The organism is Allobosea sp. FBZP-16, assembly GCF_002831785.1.
Taxonomy (GTDB): domain Bacteria; phylum Pseudomonadota; class Alphaproteobacteria; order Rhizobiales; family Beijerinckiaceae; genus Allobosea; species Allobosea lupini.
The window spans coordinates 173607-192176 of sequence record NZ_LNCQ01000029.1 but is presented as its reverse complement, the minus strand read 5'-3'; the positions used below and the strand labels follow the sequence as shown (position 1 = coordinate 192176).

At 66.2% G+C, this 18570-nt stretch carries 14 protein-coding genes and 1 pseudogene; 12 read left to right on the top strand and 3 right to left on the bottom strand.

Annotation, left to right across the window (positions count from 1 at the left end):
• The first annotated feature begins 243 nt into the window (after positions 1-243).
• Positions 244-2124, top strand: coding sequence for a molecular chaperone HtpG (gene htpG, locus CXY91_RS15620; protein ID WP_100962242.1), 1881 nt, complete (start codon positions 244-246; stop codon positions 2122-2124).
• A gap of 80 nt (positions 2125-2204) precedes the next feature.
• Positions 2205-2372: a hypothetical protein gene (locus tag CXY91_RS31250; RefSeq protein ID WP_199777475.1), complete on the top strand. Its 168-nt coding sequence runs from the start codon at positions 2205-2207 to the stop codon at positions 2370-2372.
• A 215-nt stretch (positions 2373-2587) separates the two neighbouring features.
• Here the strand turns inward: CXY91_RS31250 and CXY91_RS15610 are convergent, their stop codons facing one another.
• Entirely contained in the window at positions 2588-4441 is a 1854-nt protein-coding gene (locus tag CXY91_RS15610) for a sigma 54-interacting transcriptional regulator (protein WP_248307507.1), read from the bottom strand.
• Positions 4442-4639: 198 nt separating this feature from the next.
• On the opposite strand from CXY91_RS15610, the gene CXY91_RS15605 reads away from it, so the two are divergent.
• The 10 genes and pseudogenes from CXY91_RS15605 (at position 4640) to CXY91_RS15560 (ending at position 14536) form a co-directional block, all read left to right on the top strand.
• Entirely contained in the window at positions 4640-6016 is a 1377-nt protein-coding gene (locus tag CXY91_RS15605) for a CmpA/NrtA family ABC transporter substrate-binding protein (protein WP_100962363.1), read from the top strand.
• Between the two features lie 23 nt (positions 6017-6039).
• A complete protein-coding gene (ntrB, locus tag CXY91_RS15600; protein WP_091836883.1) occupies positions 6040-6882 on the top strand; it encodes a nitrate ABC transporter permease in 843 nt (280 codons plus the stop codon).
• An 8-nt stretch (positions 6883-6890) separates the two neighbouring features.
• Positions 6891-7790, top strand: coding sequence for an ABC transporter ATP-binding protein (locus CXY91_RS15595; RefSeq protein ID WP_091836886.1), 900 nt, complete (start codon positions 6891-6893; stop codon positions 7788-7790).
• Positions 7791-7838: 48 nt separating this feature from the next.
• Positions 7839-8327: a cyanase gene (gene cynS, locus CXY91_RS15590; RefSeq protein WP_091836888.1), complete on the top strand. Its 489-nt coding sequence runs from the start codon at positions 7839-7841 to the stop codon at positions 8325-8327.
• Positions 8328-8330: 3 nt separating this feature from the next.
• Positions 8331-8510 (top strand): annotated as a pseudogene (locus CXY91_RS15585) (DUF1348 family protein); the annotation flags it as partial.
• A gap of 143 nt (positions 8511-8653) precedes the next feature.
• Positions 8654-9652 carry a BMP family protein gene (locus tag CXY91_RS15580; protein ID WP_100962240.1) on the top strand — a complete coding sequence of 333 codons (999 nt, stop codon included), beginning with the start codon at positions 8654-8656 and terminating at the stop codon, positions 9650-9652.
• Entirely contained in the window at positions 9649-11202 is a 1554-nt protein-coding gene (locus CXY91_RS15575; protein WP_100962239.1) for an ABC transporter ATP-binding protein, read from the top strand. The genes CXY91_RS15580 and CXY91_RS15575 overlap by 4 nt, the downstream gene beginning before the upstream one ends.
• A complete protein-coding gene (locus CXY91_RS15570) occupies positions 11199-12260 on the top strand; it encodes an ABC transporter permease (protein ID WP_100962238.1) in 1062 nt (353 codons plus the stop codon). Before CXY91_RS15575 ends, CXY91_RS15570 begins: the two co-directional genes overlap by 4 nt.
• Entirely contained in the window at positions 12257-13201 is a 945-nt protein-coding gene (locus CXY91_RS15565; RefSeq protein WP_100962237.1) for an ABC transporter permease, read from the top strand. The genes CXY91_RS15570 and CXY91_RS15565 overlap by 4 nt, the downstream gene beginning before the upstream one ends.
• 24 nt (positions 13202-13225) lie before the next feature.
• Complete coding sequence (locus CXY91_RS15560; protein ID WP_100962236.1) at positions 13226-14536, top strand: amidohydrolase family protein; 1311 nt, start codon at positions 13226-13228, stop codon at positions 14534-14536.
• Between the two features lie 267 nt (positions 14537-14803).
• Here CXY91_RS15560 and CXY91_RS15555 read toward each other — a convergent pair whose 3' ends face one another.
• Entirely contained in the window at positions 14804-16465 is a 1662-nt protein-coding gene (locus CXY91_RS15555; RefSeq protein ID WP_199777460.1) for a hydantoinase B/oxoprolinase family protein, read from the bottom strand.
• A gap of 12 nt (positions 16466-16477) precedes the next feature.
• Complete coding sequence (locus CXY91_RS15550; RefSeq protein ID WP_100962235.1) at positions 16478-18529, bottom strand: hydantoinase/oxoprolinase family protein; 2052 nt, start codon at positions 18527-18529, stop codon at positions 16478-16480.
• Positions 18530-18570 lie beyond the last annotated feature (41 nt).

The window sequence follows — 18570 nt, the reverse complement described above, 5'->3', positions numbered from 1 at the left end:
ATCGAGCTGGCGCGCGCAGGCAGCCGTTGAAACGGCATGGGCGCAGATCAAGCCTGCGCTTCCTGCGGACACCCATGAGCGCGCGCGGACCCGCCTCGCTCACCTCGTCACGGCACTTGCGAGCCTCGCCGAGGACGAGGAGGATTTGGCGCTACGCGCCGTCGAGCGTTATCGCTCCCAGTCCTGAACTCTTTTGCTATTGCTATCCTCCTTCTTCTTGAAGATTTGCCCGGACACGAACCGATGACAACCGCGACCGCTGAGCAGCGCAGCTTCGAAGCCGACGTTTCCCGCCTCCTGCACATGATGGTGCACTCGGTCTATTCCGACCGGGACGTGTTCCTGCGCGAGCTGATCTCGAACGCCGCCGACGCTTGCGAGAAGCTGCGCTACGAGGCGATCGCGCAACCCGAGCTGCTCGGCGAGGAGCCGAAGCTCGCGATCACCATCGAGGCGGATGCCGAGGCGGGCCGGCTCGTCATCGCGGATAACGGCATCGGCATGAGCCGCGACGAGATGGTCGAGGCGCTCGGCAACATCGCCCGTTCCGGCACACGCAGCTTCATGGAGCGGGTCACGGCCGCCGACGGCAAGGACGGCGCCCAGCTGATTGGCCAGTTCGGCGTCGGCTTCTATTCCGCGTTCATGGTCGCCGCCGAGGTCGAGGTCGTCAGCCGCCGCGCCGGCAGCGACGAGGCCTGGGCCTGGTCCTCGGATGGCAAGGGCGAATTCACGGTGGCGCCGGTTGCCTTGGAGGAAGCTCCTGCGCGCGGGACGCGGGTGACGCTCCGCTTGATGGACGATGCCAAGACCTATGCCGAGCGTTGGACCCTGGAGCGTATCGTCAAGGAGCAGTCCGGCCATGTGCCGGTGCCGATCGCGCTGGTCGAGAAGCCGGGAGCGGAGCCGGCCACGCTCGCCGACGGCGCCGCACTCTGGACAAGGCCGAAGAGCGAGATCTCGAAGGACGAATACGCCGATTTCTATCGCAGCGTCGCCGGGCAGTATGACGAGCCGGCCGCGACGATCCACTTCCGTGCCGAGGGCCGGCACGAATACACCGCGCTCGTCTTCGTGCCGGGCGCGCGCCCGTTCGATCTTTTCGATGCCGACCGCAAGGGGCGGATCAAGCTCTATGTGAAGCGCGTCTTCATCACCGACGAAGCCGAATTGATGCCGCGCTATCTGCGCTTCGTCCGCGGCATCGTCGACACCGCCGACCTGCCGCTGAATGTCTCCCGCGAGATGATCCAGAACAGCCCGCTGCTCGGTGCGATCAAGAAGGGCGTCACCAGCCGCATCCTCTCCGATCTCGCGAAGCTGGCCGGACAGGACGCCGAGGTTTTCGCCAGGATCTGGGAGAATTTCGGCGCGGTCATCAAGGAAGGGCTCTACGAGGATTTCGAGCGCCGCGCGCAGCTTCTCGATCTCTCCCGCTTCCGGACGACCGCGTCCGGCGAGGGCTGGAGGAGCCTGAAGGACTATGTCGGCGCCCTCAAGGAAAACCAGACCGCGATCTACTATATCGTCGGCGACGATGTCGGCCGGATCGCCAACTCGCCACAGCTAGAAGGCTTCCGGGCGCGCGGCATCGAGGTGCTGCTGCTGTCCGATCCGGTCGACAGCTTCTGGGTCTCGGCCGCGCCCGATTTCGAGGGCAAGCCGTTCAAGTCGGTGACGCAGGGTGCCGCCGATCTCGGCCTTATCCCGCTGCTCGACGGCGCGGCGGCGCCTTCCGCCGAGACGAGCGAGCAGATCGGCGCTCTGCTCACGTCGATGAAGGAAGCCCTGGCGGACGAGGTCGCCGATGTCAGGGCCTCGGATCGGCTCACCGAGAGCGCCGTGTGCCTCGTGGCGTCCGACCAGGGACCCGATCGCCAGTTCGAGCGCCTGCTTAATGCTGCCGGCCGGATCGACAGCGCGGCCAAGCCGATTCTGGAGGTCAACCCGCGTCATGCGGTAGTCGCGGCTCTCGCCGCCGTCGAGGATGGCGCGCTGCGCAGCGACGTCGCGCATCTTCTACTGGATACCGCTCGCGTCTTGGATGGGGAGCGCCCGGCAAACGCCAATGCATTCGCCGAAAGGCTGAACCGGCTGGTGACGAGAAGCATCGGCGAAGGCTGAGCGGCGGAGCCTGCAAAGCCCAGCCGGTGCGTGGTAGCTGTCAACTTGCCGGGTAAAACTGCTCGCTCCCTCGGCTTTGAATGTCCGGTTCCAAGCCGCTTCTGAATGTCCGGATGTGGCGCGGTGCTACCGATCATGTCAGGCAAATCGAGTGTCCCGAGAAGTCGTTCGGCGCCGCGATGGCGGCGGTGATGCGGGCTGCAGCCAGCGACGTGACCGAAGGCGTCATCCCCGATTCCGGCCACTAGATCATGGCAGAAAATCCGGCTGCCACGGTGGCCATGATCCGCGCCTTCCTCGACAAGGGACGATAGTCGTGCCTAGTCCGAGGCGGATTGACGGGACTGCCTCGGGAGGCTCTGACGCCAATCCTGCGCCATGAGCGCTAGGATCGGCGTCCGCTTTCGGACGGGGCGCCAACGTCGGCGAATGGCGCGAATTGCCCAAATTGACGCTGGTCGCATCACTCGATACGCCTTCTGACAATTCCAAGCGCCTTCATTCTCGACGCGAGTGTAGTAGGCCGTATCCCCAAAAGCTCGGCAGCCCCGAGCTTTCCGCTAACCTGCCAACCCGTCATGCTCAACGCAGTCAAGATGGCTTGCCGATCGCGGTGCACACGCTCGGCCTCGGTCATGATCAAGGTGTTCGTGGAGGCTTCGGCTGGAACCAGGGGCGATCGCGGTTTAGAAGAAGGGAGATCGATCACAAGGCGGCCATTGCGTGCCAGAATGGTCGCGCGCTCGATGACATTCTGCAGTTCGCGGACATTGCCGGGCCAGCCATAGGCCAGCAGTCGGGCGACATCTCCCTCGCTCAACGTCAGGCCTTCGACCTTAAGTTTGCGTCGTGCGCCTTCGAGGAAATGCATGGCCAGGAGCGGGATGTCGTCCGGCCTGTCACGCAGCGGGGTCGAGGCGATCGGAAAGACGTCGAGACGGAAATACAGGTCCTCTCGGAAACGACGCGCATCGACCTCTCGCCGCAGATCCTTGTTGGTCGCCGCGATGATGCGGACATCGACCCGCCTCGTCCGCTCTTCTCCGACACGTTCGAACTGTCCCTCCTGCAGGATGCGCAGCAACTTGCCCTGCAGTTCGATCGGGATCTCGCCGACCTCGTCCAGGAACAGCGTGCCGCCATCGGCCAGCTCGAACCGCCCGACCCGGTCCCGCAGGGCGCCGGTAAAGGCGCCTTTGGCATGGCCGAAGAACTCGCTCTCGAACAGCTCTCGCGGGATCGCGGCACAATTGACGCGGATGAGGGGCCTCGCGCTGCGTCGGCTCGCCTCGTGGATGGCATTGGCGATCAGCTCCTTCCCGGTGCCGGATTCGCCCGTGATCAGCACGGCCGCATCCGTCTTGGCGACGAGCTCGACCTGGCTGAGCACGCGCCGGATCGCGGCCGAGCGGCCGATGACGCCGCCATGGTTGCGCTCGATGCGCATCTCCTCCTGCAGATAGGCGTTTTCATGCTGCAGCCTTTCGCGCAGCGTATCCACCTCGGCCAGGGCCGCGCGCAGCCGCTCGTCGGCAGCATGGCGCTCGCTGACGTCGCGGAAAATGATCACGGCCCCGACGAGGCGGCCGCGGTCGCGGATCGGGGTCGAGGTGTATTCTACCCAGAACCCGGACCCGTCCTTGCGAAAGAACATCTCGTTCTCGACATGGTGGACGGCGCCGTCCCGGAAGGCGGCGTAGATCGGGCATTCTTCATGGGGGTAATGGCTGCCGTCCGGGCGGTGGTGATGCACCATCGCATGCATGTCGCGCCCGACGAGGTCTCCGGTATCCCAGCCGAGCATCTTTTCCGCCGCCGGATTGACGAAAGTGGTCTTTCCATCGGTGCTGACGCCGAAGATTCCTTCTCCCGCCGCGCGCAGGATCAGCTGGTTGCCGCGCTCGATATCTTGAAACAGGCGCTCGCTGCGCAGCCATTCCGACAGCCCGCCGCGCTGATAGGCCTCCGCTTCCGCATCGAGGTCGCGTTTGTGGCGCGCCTCCAGGTCGAACAGGGTCAGCAGCATCACCGGCGGAGATGTCAGGGCCAGCATCGTCCCGGCGCATTCCACAGCCAACCGGCGGCCGGATGGATGCGCCGGGACGAGATCGCGCGTCCACCACTGCTTCTGCGCCGATACGGCGTCGCTGAAGACGGTGACCGCCGGCCGCTGGTCGACGAAGACATCGAATATGCCGAGGGTGCAGAGCGATGGAACGCTCCGCCCCAGCAACTGTGCCGCCCCCCGGTTCGCAGCCAGGATCGCCCCGGAGCCGAGATCGATCTGGAGGAGCGCTTCGGGGAAGGTATCGAACACCGGATTCTGCCCCACTCTATCCGCTCCGGATTCACGAGATTTCGTCACAGGCGCACGATATTTCGTAATTCACGATATATCGTCAAACCTCATCAGGCTGCAAGCCGCTGATTTCATTGCATCGAGCCTCATGGCCGGAGTTGGCCCGAAGGTTGCTGGATCGACACTGAAGATCCAATCCAGCCGGAGGGCATGCAGATGGCTTTGTTCAAGGACGCTTTCGACGCGACGCGCCGACTGGTCCGCGGCTGCGCCTGCGGGCGGCATGACAGCGAGGCGGCTCACAATCAGGCGATGCGCGCCGAGACTGTCGCCGCGCCTTCGGAAGAGACGACCTATCGCCGCGTCGTCGAGAACGCGCTGATGAGAGCGGTTTTCCCGCAGGACGAGGCTAGAAGGCTGTTCATCAAGACGCTGGGCGCCTCCACCGCCGCCGCCGCGATCGCCTCCGTCTTTCCGATCGGGTTTGCCACGGAGGCGCTCGCTCAGACCGGCGGCATCGAAAAGAAGGACCTCAAGGTCGGGTTCATTCCGATCACCTGCGCGACCCCGATCATCATGGCCTCGCCGATGGGCTTCTACGCCAAGCACGGGCTGAACGTCGAGGTCATCAAGACCGCCGGATGGGCCGTCATCCGCGACAAGACCATCAACAAGGAATACGACGCCGCCCATATGCTGGCGCCGATGCCGCTGGCGATCTCGATGGGCGCGGGATCCAATCCGATCCCGTACACGATGCCGGCCGTCGAGAACATCAACGGCCAGGCGATCACGCTGTCGATGAAGCACAAGGACAAGCGCGATCCGAAGAGCTGGAAGGGCTTCAAATTCGCGGTGCCCTTCGACTATTCGATGCACAACTACCTGCTCCGCTATTATCTGGCCGAGCATGGGCTCGACCCGGATACCGACGTCCAGATCCGCGCCGTGCCGCCGCCGGAGATGGTCGCCAATCTCCGCGCCGACAACATCGACGGGTTCCTGGGGCCGGACCCCTTCAACCAGCGTGCGGTCTTCGACGGCGTGGGCTTCATCCATCTGCTGACCAAGGAGCTGTGGAACGGCCATCCCTGCTGCGGCTTCGCGGCCAGCCAGGAGTTCGTCACCAGCCAGCCCAACACCTATCGCGCCCTGCTCAAGGCGATCATCGACGCGACAGCCTTCGCCTCCAAGCAGGAGAACCGGAAGTCGATCGCCGAGGCCATCGCGCCGGCGAACTATCTCAACCAGCCGGTGACGGTGCTGGAACAGATCCTGACCGGCACCTATGCGGACGGGCTGGGGCAGGTGAAGCGCGACGCCAACCGCATCGACTTCGATCCGTTTCCCTATGACAGCTTCGCCGTCTGGATGCTGACGCAGATGAAGCGCTGGGGCCAGATCAAGGGCGACGTCGATTATGCCGGCATCGCCTCCAAGGTCTATCTCGCAACCGATACCGCCAAGCTGATGCAGGAGGTCGGGCTGACCCCGCCGGCTCCGGGTTCGAAGACCATCGTGATGATGGGCAAGACCTTCGACGCCGCAAAGCCCGAGGACTACCTCAAAAGCTTCCCGATCAAGCGCAGCTGACGCGCTGGTGACGGAGCGGTAGAATGACGATCAGCCCCAATCTTCGCGCCTCGGTCCTGTCGCTGACGATTCTCCTCGTCTTCCTGGCCGCCTGGCAGATCGCCACGCTGGGCGGGAGCGGGCCAGCGTCCAACATCGATCCGGAATACGCCAAGCTGATGGGCCAGCAGGTCACGCAGGGCAAGTCCGCGATGCCCGGACCGCTCGATGTCGCCAAGACGATCTGGGGGCATCTGAAGGACCCCTTCTACGACAAGGGCCCCAACGACAAGGGGCTCGGAATCCAGCTCGCCTATTCGCTCGGACGGGTGCTGCTCGGCTATGCGCTGGCGGTTCTGCTGGCGATCCCGCTCGGCTTCCTGATCGGCATGTCGCCACTGATCTCGAAGGCGCTCGACCCATTCATCCAGGTGCTCAAGCCGATCTCGCCTTTGGCCTGGATGCCGCTGGCGCTCTACACGATCAAGGATTCGGGCATTTCGGCGATCTTCGTCATCTTCATCTGCTCGGTCTGGCCGATGCTGCTGAACACAGCCTTCGGCGTATCGGCCGTGCGGAAGGAATGGCTGAACGTGGCGCGCACCCTCGAGGTCGGCCCGGTCAGGCGCGCCTTCACCGTCATCCTGCCGGCCGCGGCCCCGACGATCCTGACCGGCATGCGGATATCGATCGGCATAGCCTGGCTCGTCATCGTGGCAGCCGAGATGCTCGTGGGTGGCACCGGCATCGGCTACTTCGTCTGGAACGAGTGGAACAACCTTTCGATCACCAATGTGATCGTCGCCATCTTCGTGATCGGCGTGATGGGCATGCTCCTCGACCAGACCCTGGCGCGGTTCCAGCGCGCCGTCACCTATCCGGATTGAGCGGCGTCATGCAGGATCTGTCGGCCAACCCCAAATTCATTTCGATCGAGGGCATTTCCCGGCGCTATCCGAAGAGCGGGGGCGGAACCACGACGATCTTCGAAGATCTCTGGTTCTCGATGAGAAAGGGCGAGTTCGCCTGTGTCATCGGCCACTCCGGCTGCGGCAAGACCACCGTCCTCAACATCCTGAACGGGCTCGATGCACCCGATGACGGCGCAGCGATCGTCGACGGCAGGGCGATCGAAGGCCCGTCGCTGGATCGCGCCGTGATCTTCCAGGGCCATTCCCTGCTGCCGTGGCGCACCGTGCTCGGAAACGTCGCCTATGCAGTCGCGGCCCGGCACCGCGACTGGCCGAGGGCGAAGGTGCAGGCCCATGCGATGGCCTTCATCGAGAAGGTCGGCCTCAAGGGATCCGAACTGAAAAAGCCGTCCGAGCTTTCGGGCGGGATGAAGCAGCGCGTAGGCATCGCACGCGCGCTGTCGATCGAGCCCAAGATGATGCTGATGGACGAGCCCTTTTCGGCGCTTGATGCCCTGACACGCGGAACGCTGCAGGACGAGGTCCGGCGCATCTGCTTGGAGACCGGTCAGACCGCCTTCATGATCACCCACGACGTCGACGAGGCGATCTATCTCGCCGACCGTATCGTGCTGATGACCAACGGACCGCAGGCGATGGTGGCCGAGATCGTCGAGAACCCCCTCCCCCGCAACCGCGTGCGGACCGAGATCCATCATCACCCCGACTACTACGCCATCCGCAACCACTTGATCGACTTCCTGGTCTTCCGCTCGAAGACGTTCAAGGACGCGATCCCGGCGGGTTACGACCGCAGGCACCCCCCAGTGGTGCGGCCGGCCGCCAGCGGAAGCACGGCTCCCTCAGGCTCGCGCGCGGCCTGAGCTGTCCCCAGGCGCCAAAGATCGATCTTTATCGAGAGGATGCAGACCATGAAACGTGAAGAGCTGACCGAGAAGATCCTCGACATCAAGCGCGAGAAGGGCTGGACCTGGAAGCATATCACCTCGGAGATCGGCGGGATGTCCGAGGTGCTGATCGTCGGGGCGCTGCTGGGCCAGATGAAGCTGGTCAAGCCGCTCGCCAGGGCCGCGGCCGAGCTGTTCGGCCTGACCGAGATGGAAGAGCGCATGCTCAACGAAGTGCCTTATCGCGGCACGGGCACGCCGATGCCGCCAACCGACCCGCTGATCTATCGCTTCTACGAGATGGTGATGGTCAACGGGCCGGCCTGGAAGGCGCTGATCGAGGAAGAGTTCGGCGACGGCATCATGTCGGCCATCGACTTCAACATCTCCTTCGAGCGCGAGCCGAACCCGAAGGGCGACCGCGTCAAGATCGGGATGTCGGGCAAGTTCCTGCCGTACAAATACTACGGCAACGGGCAGGGCATCCCGGAATACGGCTTCAAGGAAGCCTGAGCCGATCAAGCGGCCGCCGCTGCCGCCGTTCACGCTCGTTCTCCGGAGCGCGTCGCTCTCGCCTATACGTCTGACAGTATCTGGCGGAACCGCTCGCAGTTCTTCCCAGGGCGCGAGGCCATCGTCGCGTTCCTGGCGCGCAAATGGGAGCGGCAGCTGGCATACCGGCTCGTGAAGGAACTGGCGCCGGGGTAACGTGGCGATCACCGGTCGACAGTCCCGAGACCGAGCAGCTAGTCAGGTTGCCGACCGCGCTGGCACAACCTTTGCTCAGCCTTACGCGTAAGCCTAAGCTCATGACGAACATGTTGTCGGGGAGGAGATCGATGGTGCTGATGGTGAACCGGCGCAGGGCGCTCGGACTGGGTGTGGGTCTCGCTTCGACGGCGCTCGCGCAGGGCGGCTTCGCTCAGGGCAAGAGACCGTTGAGCGTAGCCGCCATCTATACGGTCCCGGTCGAGCAGCAATGGGTCTCACGCATCCACAAAGCGCTAAACGCTGCCAAGGAGCGCGGCGACATCACCTATAAATTCTCCGAGAACGTCGCCAATACCGACTACGAGCGCGTCATGCGCCAATATTCGACCGAAGGCGCCGACCTTGTCGTCGGCGAGGTCTTCGGCGTCGAGCGCGCGGCGCGCAAGGTCGCGACCGACTTCCCCAAGGCCGCCTATCTGATGGGCTCCTCGTTCCAGCCCTCAAAGCCGAATTTCTCGGTCTTCGACAACTTCATCCACGAACCTTCGTTCCTGACCGGCATGGTGGCAGGCAAGGCGACCAAGTCAAACGTCATCGGCCTCGTCGGCGGCTATGCCATTCCGGAGGTCAACCGGCTTATGAACGCCTTCATGGAAGGCGCGCTTTCGGTCAATCCGCAGGCGAAGTTCCTCGTGACCTTCATCAACTCCTGGTACGACCCGCCGAAGGCCAAGGAAGCCGCCTTCGCGATGATCGACAAGAAGGCGGACGTTCTCTACGCCGAGCGCTTCGGCGTCACGGACGCCGCCAAGGAGCGCGGCGTCAAGGCGATCGGCAATGTCATCGACACGGCCTCCCAGTATCCGGGCGTGGTCCTGGCCTCGGCGCTTTGGCACATGGAGCCTACGATCGACCGGGTCATCAAGAACGTCGCCAGCGGCGCCTACGAGCCTGCCGATTACGGCGTCTACAGTTACATGGCCCATGGCGGCGCGAGCCTGTCCCCGCTCGATCCCAAGCTCGTGCCCCAGGACGTCATCGACGTCGTGAAGGCAAAGGAGAAGGACATTCTGGACGGCGCCTTCCGCGTGAACGTCAACGACGCAGAGCCGAAGTCGACCGCTTGAGCGCCGAGGGGCCAGCCTTCGCGCCCGTCCTGGCGCTGCGCGGCATCACCAAGCGCTTCGGCGCGCTGACGGCGAACGACGCGGTCGATCTCACTTTGCACTGCGGCGAGATCGTCGCGTTGCTCGGCGAGAACGGCGCGGGCAAGACCACGCTAATGAACATCCTCTTAGGCCATTATCTGGCCGACCAGGGGGAGGTCTCGGTCGCTTCCCCCGAAGGCGAGCTGCAGCCGCTGCCGCAGGGCTCGCCGCTAGCGGCGCTCAACGCCGGCATCGGGATGGTGCACCAGCATTTCACCCTGGCCGAGAACCTGACCGGGTTCGAGAACATCGTGCTCGGGCTCGAACCGCTGTTTGGGCTGGCGCGCGGGCGGCGCGCCATGCGCCGCACCATCGAGGCCCTGATGGCGCGCACGGGACTTGTCGTGCGGCTCGACCTTCGCGTCGCGGAGCTCGGCGTCGGCGAACGCCAGCGCATCGAAATCCTCAAGGCGCTCTCGCGCCGCACCCGCATCCTCGTGCTCGACGAGCCCACGGCCGTGCTGACCCCGCAGGAGGCCGAAGGCCTTTTCGCGGCGCTGCGGGCCTTGGCCGCCGAGGGGCTGGGCATCGTGTTCATCAGTCACAAGCTCGACGAGGTGCTCGCACTGTCGCAGCGGCTCGTCGTGCTGCGCGCCGGCCGCAAGGTCGCCGACCGGCCGACCGTGGGCGCCGATCGTGCCCTGATCGCACAGCTGATGGTCGGGGAAGAGGTCGAGGTCGAGCGCCCGGCGCCCGCCCGACCCGGCCCGGCCGCACTGGAGCTCCAGCGCGTCTCGGCGGGCGCCGGCCGCACGCGGCTGATCGAGGCCACGCTGATCTTGCGACAGGGCGAGATCGTCGGCATCGCCGGCGTGTCCGGCAACGGTCAGTCGAGCCTCGCCGGGCTGGTCGCGGGCCTGCTCGGACCCGACAGCGGCATCATGACGGTCCTGGGCCGGCAGGGCGGTGCTAGCCCGGCCGAGCGGCGGCGCGACGGCGTCGGGCGGCTCGCCGAAGACCGCCATCGCGACGGCATGGTCGGCGACATGACGGTCGCGGAGAATCTCGTGATCGAGCGGCGCGGTGAAAGGCCGTTCAGCCATCTCGGCCTGTTGCGGCCGGAGGCGATCCGCGCGGCGGCGCAGGACGCCATCGCCTCCTACGACATCCGCTGCCCCGGCCCGGATGCCCCGCTTCGGCTGCTCTCCGGCGGCAATATCCAGAAGCTGCTGCTGGCGCGGGCGCTGGCGGGCGGACCCCGCCTCATCCTCGCCAACCAGCCGACGCGCGGCCTGGATATCGGCGCGACGGTCAGCGTCCATCGCCGGCTGCGCGAGGCGGCGGAGGCCGGTGCGGCCGTGCTGCTGATCTCGGAGGATCTCGACGAGCTTTTCGCGCTGAGCCATCGCATTGCGGTGATCCATGGCGGACGGCTGACGCCCACAGCCGACGCCGACCGGCTAAGCGCGGCCGAGATCGGGCTCGCCATGGCAGGCGAAGCCTTCTCCGCCTTCGGAGCCGCGGCATGATCCGCTTCGAGCCGCGCGCGCAGCCTTCCCTGCTGCTCAGGATCGCGATCCCAATTGCCTCGGCGCTGTCCGCGCTGCTGCTGTCGCTCGTCATCCTGGCGCTGACCGGCGCCCCGGCCTCCCGCGCCATCGGCCTGCTGCTCGCTGGCGCCGCAGGTTCAGTCTTCGCGCTCACGGAGACATTGACGCGGGCGACGCCGCTGATCCTCACCGGGCTCGCCGCAGCCATCGCCTTTCGCTCTCGGCTCTGGAATATCGGGGCGGAGGGGCAGCTCTATGCCGGAGCGCTCGCGGCCGTCGCCATCGGTTCCGGGGCGATCGAGGGGCCGCCCTGGCTGATGCTGCCGCTGGTCTGCCTGGCCGGAGCGCTGGCGGGCGGGCTCCTGATGCTCGGGCCGGCGCTGCTGAAGGCGAAGCTCTCGGTCGACGAGGTGGTGACGACCCTTCTCCTCAACTTCGTCGTGCTGCTCTTCGTGCAGATGATGCTCGAAGGACCGCTCAAGGATCCGATGGGCATGGGCTGGCCGCAGTCGGCGCCTATCGTCGACGAGGCGGCCTTGCCAAAGCTCGTCGCGCAGATGCGGCTGCATGCTGGACTGATCATCGCGCTCGTCGCAGCCCTGCTCGTCGCCTTCCTGGAGCGTGCGACGGTGCTGGGTTTCGAGATGCGGGCGGTCGGCGGCAATGCCAGCGCCGCCGCCTTCGCCGGCATCCCGGTCGCGGCGACGCTGGTCAAGACCGGCTTCATCTCCGGCGCGCTCGCCGGCTTGGCCGGGGCCGGCGAGGTGGCGGGGCTGAAAGGCTATCTGACCAGCGACCTCTCGCCCGGCTTCGGCTATGCCGGCATCGTCGTCGCCATGCTGGCGGCGCTGGAACCGCTGGCCGTGGTCCCGGCCGCGGTCTTCATCGCCGGCATCTTCGTCGGCGCCGACACGATGAGCCGCAGCCTCGGCGTCTCCAACTATTTCGCCGATCTGGTCGTGGCGCTCTCGCTGCTCTGCGTCCTCGTCGGCTCGCTGTTCCTGCGCTATCGGCTGCGCCGGGTGGAGACGGCATGAGCGAGGCATTCGAGATTCTGCTGCAGGCCAATTTCTGGGCGGCGGCGATCCGGATCGCGACGCCGCTGATCTTCGGCGTGCTCGGCGCGCTGATCTGCGAGCGGGCGGGCGTGCTCAATCTCGGCATCGAGGGCATCTTCGTCGCCGGGGCCATGGCGGGCTGGCTTTCGGTCTATCTTGGCCTGCCGCTTTGGCTCGGCGTCACTGTGGCGGCGATGGCAGGGGCGTGCCTCGGCCTGCTGCATGGCTGCCTGACCGTGGTCCTCGGCCTCTCGCAACACGTCGCCGGCATCGGCATCACGCTGTTCGCGACGAGCGCCGCCTATTTCGGCTACCGCGTCGCCTTTCCCGCCGTGACGACGCCGCCGCGCATCGAACCCTTCCAGCCGCTCGGCCTCGGCTTCCTCGACTCCGTGCCGATCCTCGGCCCTGCCCTGTCGCAGCAGACGGCGCTGACATGGCTCGCCTTCGCGGCCGTCGGCCTCACCGCCTTCGTGCTGGCGAAGACGCCGCTCGGTCTCGCGATCCGCGCCGTCGGCGACAATCCGGCTTCGGTCGACGCACAAGGGCTTTCCGTCGCCGGGCTGCGGATGGGCGCGCTGGCTGCAGGCTCGGCGCTGATGGCGATCGGCGGCGCCTTCCTGACCATGTCGGCGTTCAACGCCTTCTTCTTCGGCATGATCAACGGGCGCGGCTGGGTCTGCATCGCGCTCACCGTCTTTGCTTCCTGGCGGCCAGGCAAGGCGCTGCTCGGCGCGCTGCTCTTTGGCGCCTTCGACGCCTATCAGCTCAGGCTCCAGACGCTCGCCGGCGGCGTGGTACCGAGCCAGCTCTTCCTGATGCTTCCCTATCTGCTCTCGATCACGGCCTTGATCCTGGTCGCGCGCAAGGCTGACTATCCGCGCGCCCTGATGAAGCCCTACATCAAGGGCGAACGCTGATCCTTTCGCGAGCGACGACCTGCCATGCAACCCGATTTGCTCATTCGCCAGGCCAATCTTCCCGAGGGCGGCGCACCGGTCGACATCGCCATTGCGGATGGGACTATCGTAGAGATCGCGCAGCGCATCACGATCGAGGCACGCGAGACCATCGATGCGACCGACCGGCTGGTCAGCCCACCCTTCGTCGACCCGCATTTCCATATGGATGCGACGCTTTCGCTCGGCCTGCCGCGGCTGAACCGCTCGGGCACGTTGCTGGAAGGCATCGCGCTGTGGGGCGAGCTCAAACCGCTGCTGACCCATGAAGCTGTGATCGAGCGTGCCTTACGCTATTGCGACCTCGCAGCGTCGCAGGGGCTGCTGGCCATCCGCAGCCATGTCGACATCTGCGACGATCGGCTGCTGGCCGTCGAGGCGTTGCTGGAGGTGAAGAAGCGCATAGCGCCCTATATCACGCTGCAGCTCGTCGCCTTCCCGCAGGATGGCTATCTGCGCAGCCCCGGCGCCGTCGACAATCTGAAGCGCGCGCTCGATCTCGGCGTCGACATCGTCGGCGGCATCCCGCATTTCGAGCGCAGCATGGCCGATGGCGCAGAATCCGTGCGCCAGCTTTGCCGCATCGCCGCCGAGCGCGGCCTGCCTGTCGACATGCATTGCGATGAGACTGACGATCCGATGTCGCGCCATGTCGAGACGCTTGTGCAGGAGACGTTGCGCCATGGCTTGCAGGGTCGCGTCGCCGGCTCGCACCTGACCTCGATGCACTCGATGGACAACTACTACGTCTCAAAACTGATCCCGCTGATCGCAGAGGCGAAGCTTCACGCCATCGCCAACCCGCTTATCAACATCTGCATCCAGGGCCGGCACGACACCTACCCCAAACGCCGAGGCCTCACACGCGTACCCGAATTGATGGCGGCCGGCGTCAACGTCGCCTTCGGCATGGATTGCGTAATGGACCCCTGGTACTCCCTCGGCGCGGCCGACCCGCTCGATGCCGCCCATATGGCGGTGCATGTCGGGCAGATGACCTCACTGGCCGCGATGAAGCAATGCTTCGACGCGGTAACGGTCAATGCCGCCGCCGCGATGGGGTTGGCGGATTACGGTATCGCCGTCGGCAAGCCGGCCGATCTCGTGGTGCTCGATGCGCGCGATCCGATCGAGGCCATTCGCCTGCGACCGCCACGGCTCGCAGTCCTCAAGGGCGGGCGAGTGATCGCGAAGGCCAGGCCGCGCGAGAGCAGGCTCGAAATCGCGGGCCGGCCGAGCAGTGTAGCGGCAGCCCACTACGCGCCGCGTCCCCCGAAGGGTGGAGCTGTGGCGTGAGCCCCATTGCCGTGCGCGACCGAAGGCGCGGAACGGCACTGCGACCGGATGTGCCACATCGACAGGTCGAACACATTGCCGCACCGACCAGCATTGCCGCAATCCAACTGAACCCTTGCCAACGGAGAGCCGTCCACACATGGCGCGAAGTGGATGAAGCCAGGCCGACCAAGAGGCAAGCGCCTTAGGAGAGCCGGACCTTCCGCATGAAATACGGGCCAGAACTCGCCGGAGAATTGCCGAGACGTTCGCGCTCGATACTCGCGATCAGCAGGCGTAGCGACAGAGCCGGTCGTGGTCGACCGCTGACGGCACTCGCTCCTCCGCCGCGCCATAGCCGCCACCGCCGGAGGTTTCCAGCCGGATGATGTCGCCCTTCACCAGCGGCAGATTGTTGATCTTGGAGCCGAGCGCCTGCCGCTCGCCGTCGCGGATGAGGTAGAGATGTCCCTCGCGGCCGGGCTCGCCGCCTTCCAGCCCATAGGGCCTGAACTTGAAGCGTTCCAGATTGGCGGTAAACACCGCCGCAGGACTGTCGACGCGCCATTCGCGGAACAGGCCGAGCCCACCGCGCTGGCGTCCGGCGCCGCCCGAGCCGTCGATCAGACCGTAAGCGGTGATCGTCAAAGGCACGTCAGCCTCGATCATCTCGATCGGGATCGAGGCGTTGTTGTGCATGCCGTAGGAATAGGCGTTGAGCCCGTCCTGGTCGTCATAGGCGCCGGTGCCGCCGATCTCGATCTCGACAAGGACGCCGCGCTCGCCCTGCTCGCCGATGGTCTGGAAGGAGCAGACATAGGAGACGCCGTAGTAGGCCGCCGGCACGCGGCCCGGCACCGCCTGATGCAGTGCGCCGAACATGGTGGTGGCGAGCCGGTGCCCGACCGCGACCCGGTTCGCCACCGGAGCAGGATGACGCGGATTGACGATCAGCCCTTCCGGCACGATCAGCGAGACCGGCCGGTAGCAGCCGGCATTGGCAGGGATCTCCTTGTCGGCGATCGCCATCACCGCATAGTAGACCGCCGAGCCGGAAGAGGCGACGGTGGCGTTGATCGGCCCCGACGCCTGCTTGCCGCAGCCGGAGAGGTCGACGACCATCTCCTCGCCCTTGACCTCGATTTGCGCATGGATGCGGATCGGATCGGGCAGGATGCCGTCGTCGTCGAGGAAATCCTCGAAGGAATAGCGCCCGTCGGGAATCCGCCCGATCATCGCGCGCATCGCCCGCTCGGAGCCGTCGAGCAGCCGCGTGCAGGCCTCAACGATGGTATCCGCGCCGAAACGCGTCGCGAGACGCTGCATCGTGCCGTGGCCGACGGCGAGCGAGGCGAGTTGTGCCTGCAGATCGCCCAGCAGCATGTCGGGCCGGCGCACGTTCTGCAGCATCATCGCCAGGACGTCGTCGTTCATCACGCCGCCGCGCAAGAGCTTCAGCGGCGGGATGCGCAGGCCCTCCTGGAAAATTTCGGTGGCACTCGCGGCATAGGAGCCTGCCGCCATGCCGCCCATGTCGAGATGGTGGCAGAGCGTGCCGACGATCGCGATGCGCCGCCCCTCGGCATAGACGGGTCGGTAGGCGAGGATGTCGGGGATGTGCTGACCGCCGCAATAGGGGTCGTTGGTGATGACGACGTCGCCCTCCTGCCATTGGTCGAGCGGCAGGAAGTCACGGACGATGGTGATCAGGCCAGCGCTCATCGAGTTGAGGTGCCCCGGAATGCGGGCCGACTGCGCGACATTGTAGCCGTCCCGGTCGAAAACGGCGGTGGAATAGTCGAGCATCTCGCGCACGATAGTCGAGCGGCTGGTGCGCCAGACCGTGACGTCCATCTCGTTGGCGGTGGCTGTGAAGGCGTTGCGTAGCACTTCGAGCGTGACGGGGCCGAGATCGGTCTTCGCTGCTGCGGTTCTTGTCATGGCGGTCATGGTTCGTCTCGCTCAAATCTTGCGGGCGATCAGCGCGCCCATCGGGCCGGGCGCGCAGGCCCAGCCTGCGGTGAGCAGGATCGTGGTGTATTCCTCCTCGACGAGCGCCGGCCCGGCGATCTCGCCGGCGAGCGCCGGGCGCCGATAGACCGGCACCTCCGCGAAGGCGCCGTCGAGCAGGACGGGCCGCGATTCCATCGGCTCGCTCTTGCCACCGGCCGACGTCGCCGCGGCCGTCGCGGTGCCGGTCGACAGCACGCCGACCGCCGCGAGCCGCAGCGCCACCAACTCCACCGCCGCCTTCGGATCGGAATAGGAGAAGCGCTGGGCGTGGCCGGCGTGGAAATCGGCCACGACGCGGGCAAGCGCCTCCGGCGTCGCGCTCGCCTCGGTCCAGGGCACCACGAGCTCCGAGGCTTGGCCGCGATAGCGCAAATCGGCCGAGACGAGGTAGCGCCGGCTGGAAGCCGGCACGCCGTCCTCGTCCAGCAGCGCAGCGCCCTGCGCCATCAGCTCCGCGAGCATCGTCCTGACATGCGGCAGGTTGGCATCGGTCGTCGGCATCACTCTGCTGCGGGCGAGATCGTGGACGATGTCGGAATGCAGGATGCCGTAGGCCGAGAAAGTCGAGGCGTCGGCAGGGAAGATCACCTCCGACACGCCGAGTTCCTCCGCGACGGGGATGGCGTGAAGTCCGCCCGCCCCGCCGAAGGAGACGAGGCTGAAGTCGCGCGGGTCGAGGCCCTTCTCGAACAGGCTCAAGCGCGCGGCGGCGGCGAGGCTCGTATTGGTCACGGTCATCATGCCGTCGACCGCTGCTTCCATGGACAAACCCAGCGGCGCGCCGACTTTTCCGAGGATGGCCGCGCGCGAGGCGTCGAGATCGAGCTTCATCGCGCCGCCGAGAAAATAGCGCGGGTCGAGCCGGCCCATGACCAGATTGGCGTCGGTGACGGTCGGCTCGGTGCCGCCGCGCCCGTAGCAGACCGGCCCCGGCCGCGAGCCGGCGCTGCGCGGGCCGACGCGCAGGCGCCGGGCCTCGTCGATCGAGGCGATCGAACCGCCGCCCGAGCCAATGGTGCGGATCTCGATCATCGGCAGGCGCACCGGCAGTTCGTCGATCTCGCCCTGGGTCATCTGCGTGACTGTCCCCTCGCGCACCACGCAGACGTCGAAGCTGGTGCCGCCCATGTCGACGCCGAGCAGGTTCGGCCGCGCCAGCGCCTGCGCCATGCGCAGAGTCGCGAGCGCTCCGCCCGACGGACCGGAGAGCAGTAGCCGCGCCGGCTGCCGCTTCGCCACCTCGGCGCTGCAGACGCCGCCATTGGACTGGACGAGCAGCAATCGCGCGGCGACGCCGGCCTCGGCCAGGCGCGTCCTCAACCGCTCGAGATAGGTGCCGACCACGGGCAGCAGCAGGGCGTTGAGAACGGTTGTCGAGGTCCGCTCGAATTCGCGGATCTCGGGGCTGATATCGGATGAGAGCGAGATCGGGATGTCGGGAAAGCGCTGGCCCAGCCATTCGGCCAGCGCCTTCTCGTGCCGGTCGCTGCGATAGGCGTTGAGCAGCGAAACGGCGATGGCGCCGGGGGCAGCTGCCGCGACCTTCTCCGCCAGCGGCTCCAGCGCCGCAACATCGAGCGGCGTCTCGACGCTGCCATCGGCGCGCATGCGCTCGACGACGCCGAAGCGCCGTTCGCGGCCGACCAGCGGAGCCTGCCGCTTCTGGCGGGCGCTGTAGATGTCGCGGCGATTGTGTCGGCCGATCTCCAGCACGTCCTCGAAGCCGGCCGTGGTCAGCAGAACGCCCTTCGCCAGCTTGCGCTCCAGCACCGCATTGGTCGCGATCGTGGTGCCGTGCAGGAGGATGCGGATATCGGCCAGCGCGAAGCCGTAGCGCTCCCCGGCCTCGCGCAGGCCCGTCAGCAGGCCGATCGAGGGATCCTCGGGCGTGGTCGGGGTCTTGAGGCTGGAGAGGCCTTGGGTCTCTTCGTTCAGGATCTGGAGATCGGTGAAGGTGCCGCCGATGTCGATGCCGATGCGGATGAAAGGAACGGAAGTCACGAAAGCTCCGGTCGTCGTCTCGAAGGTGGGAAATGTGATGA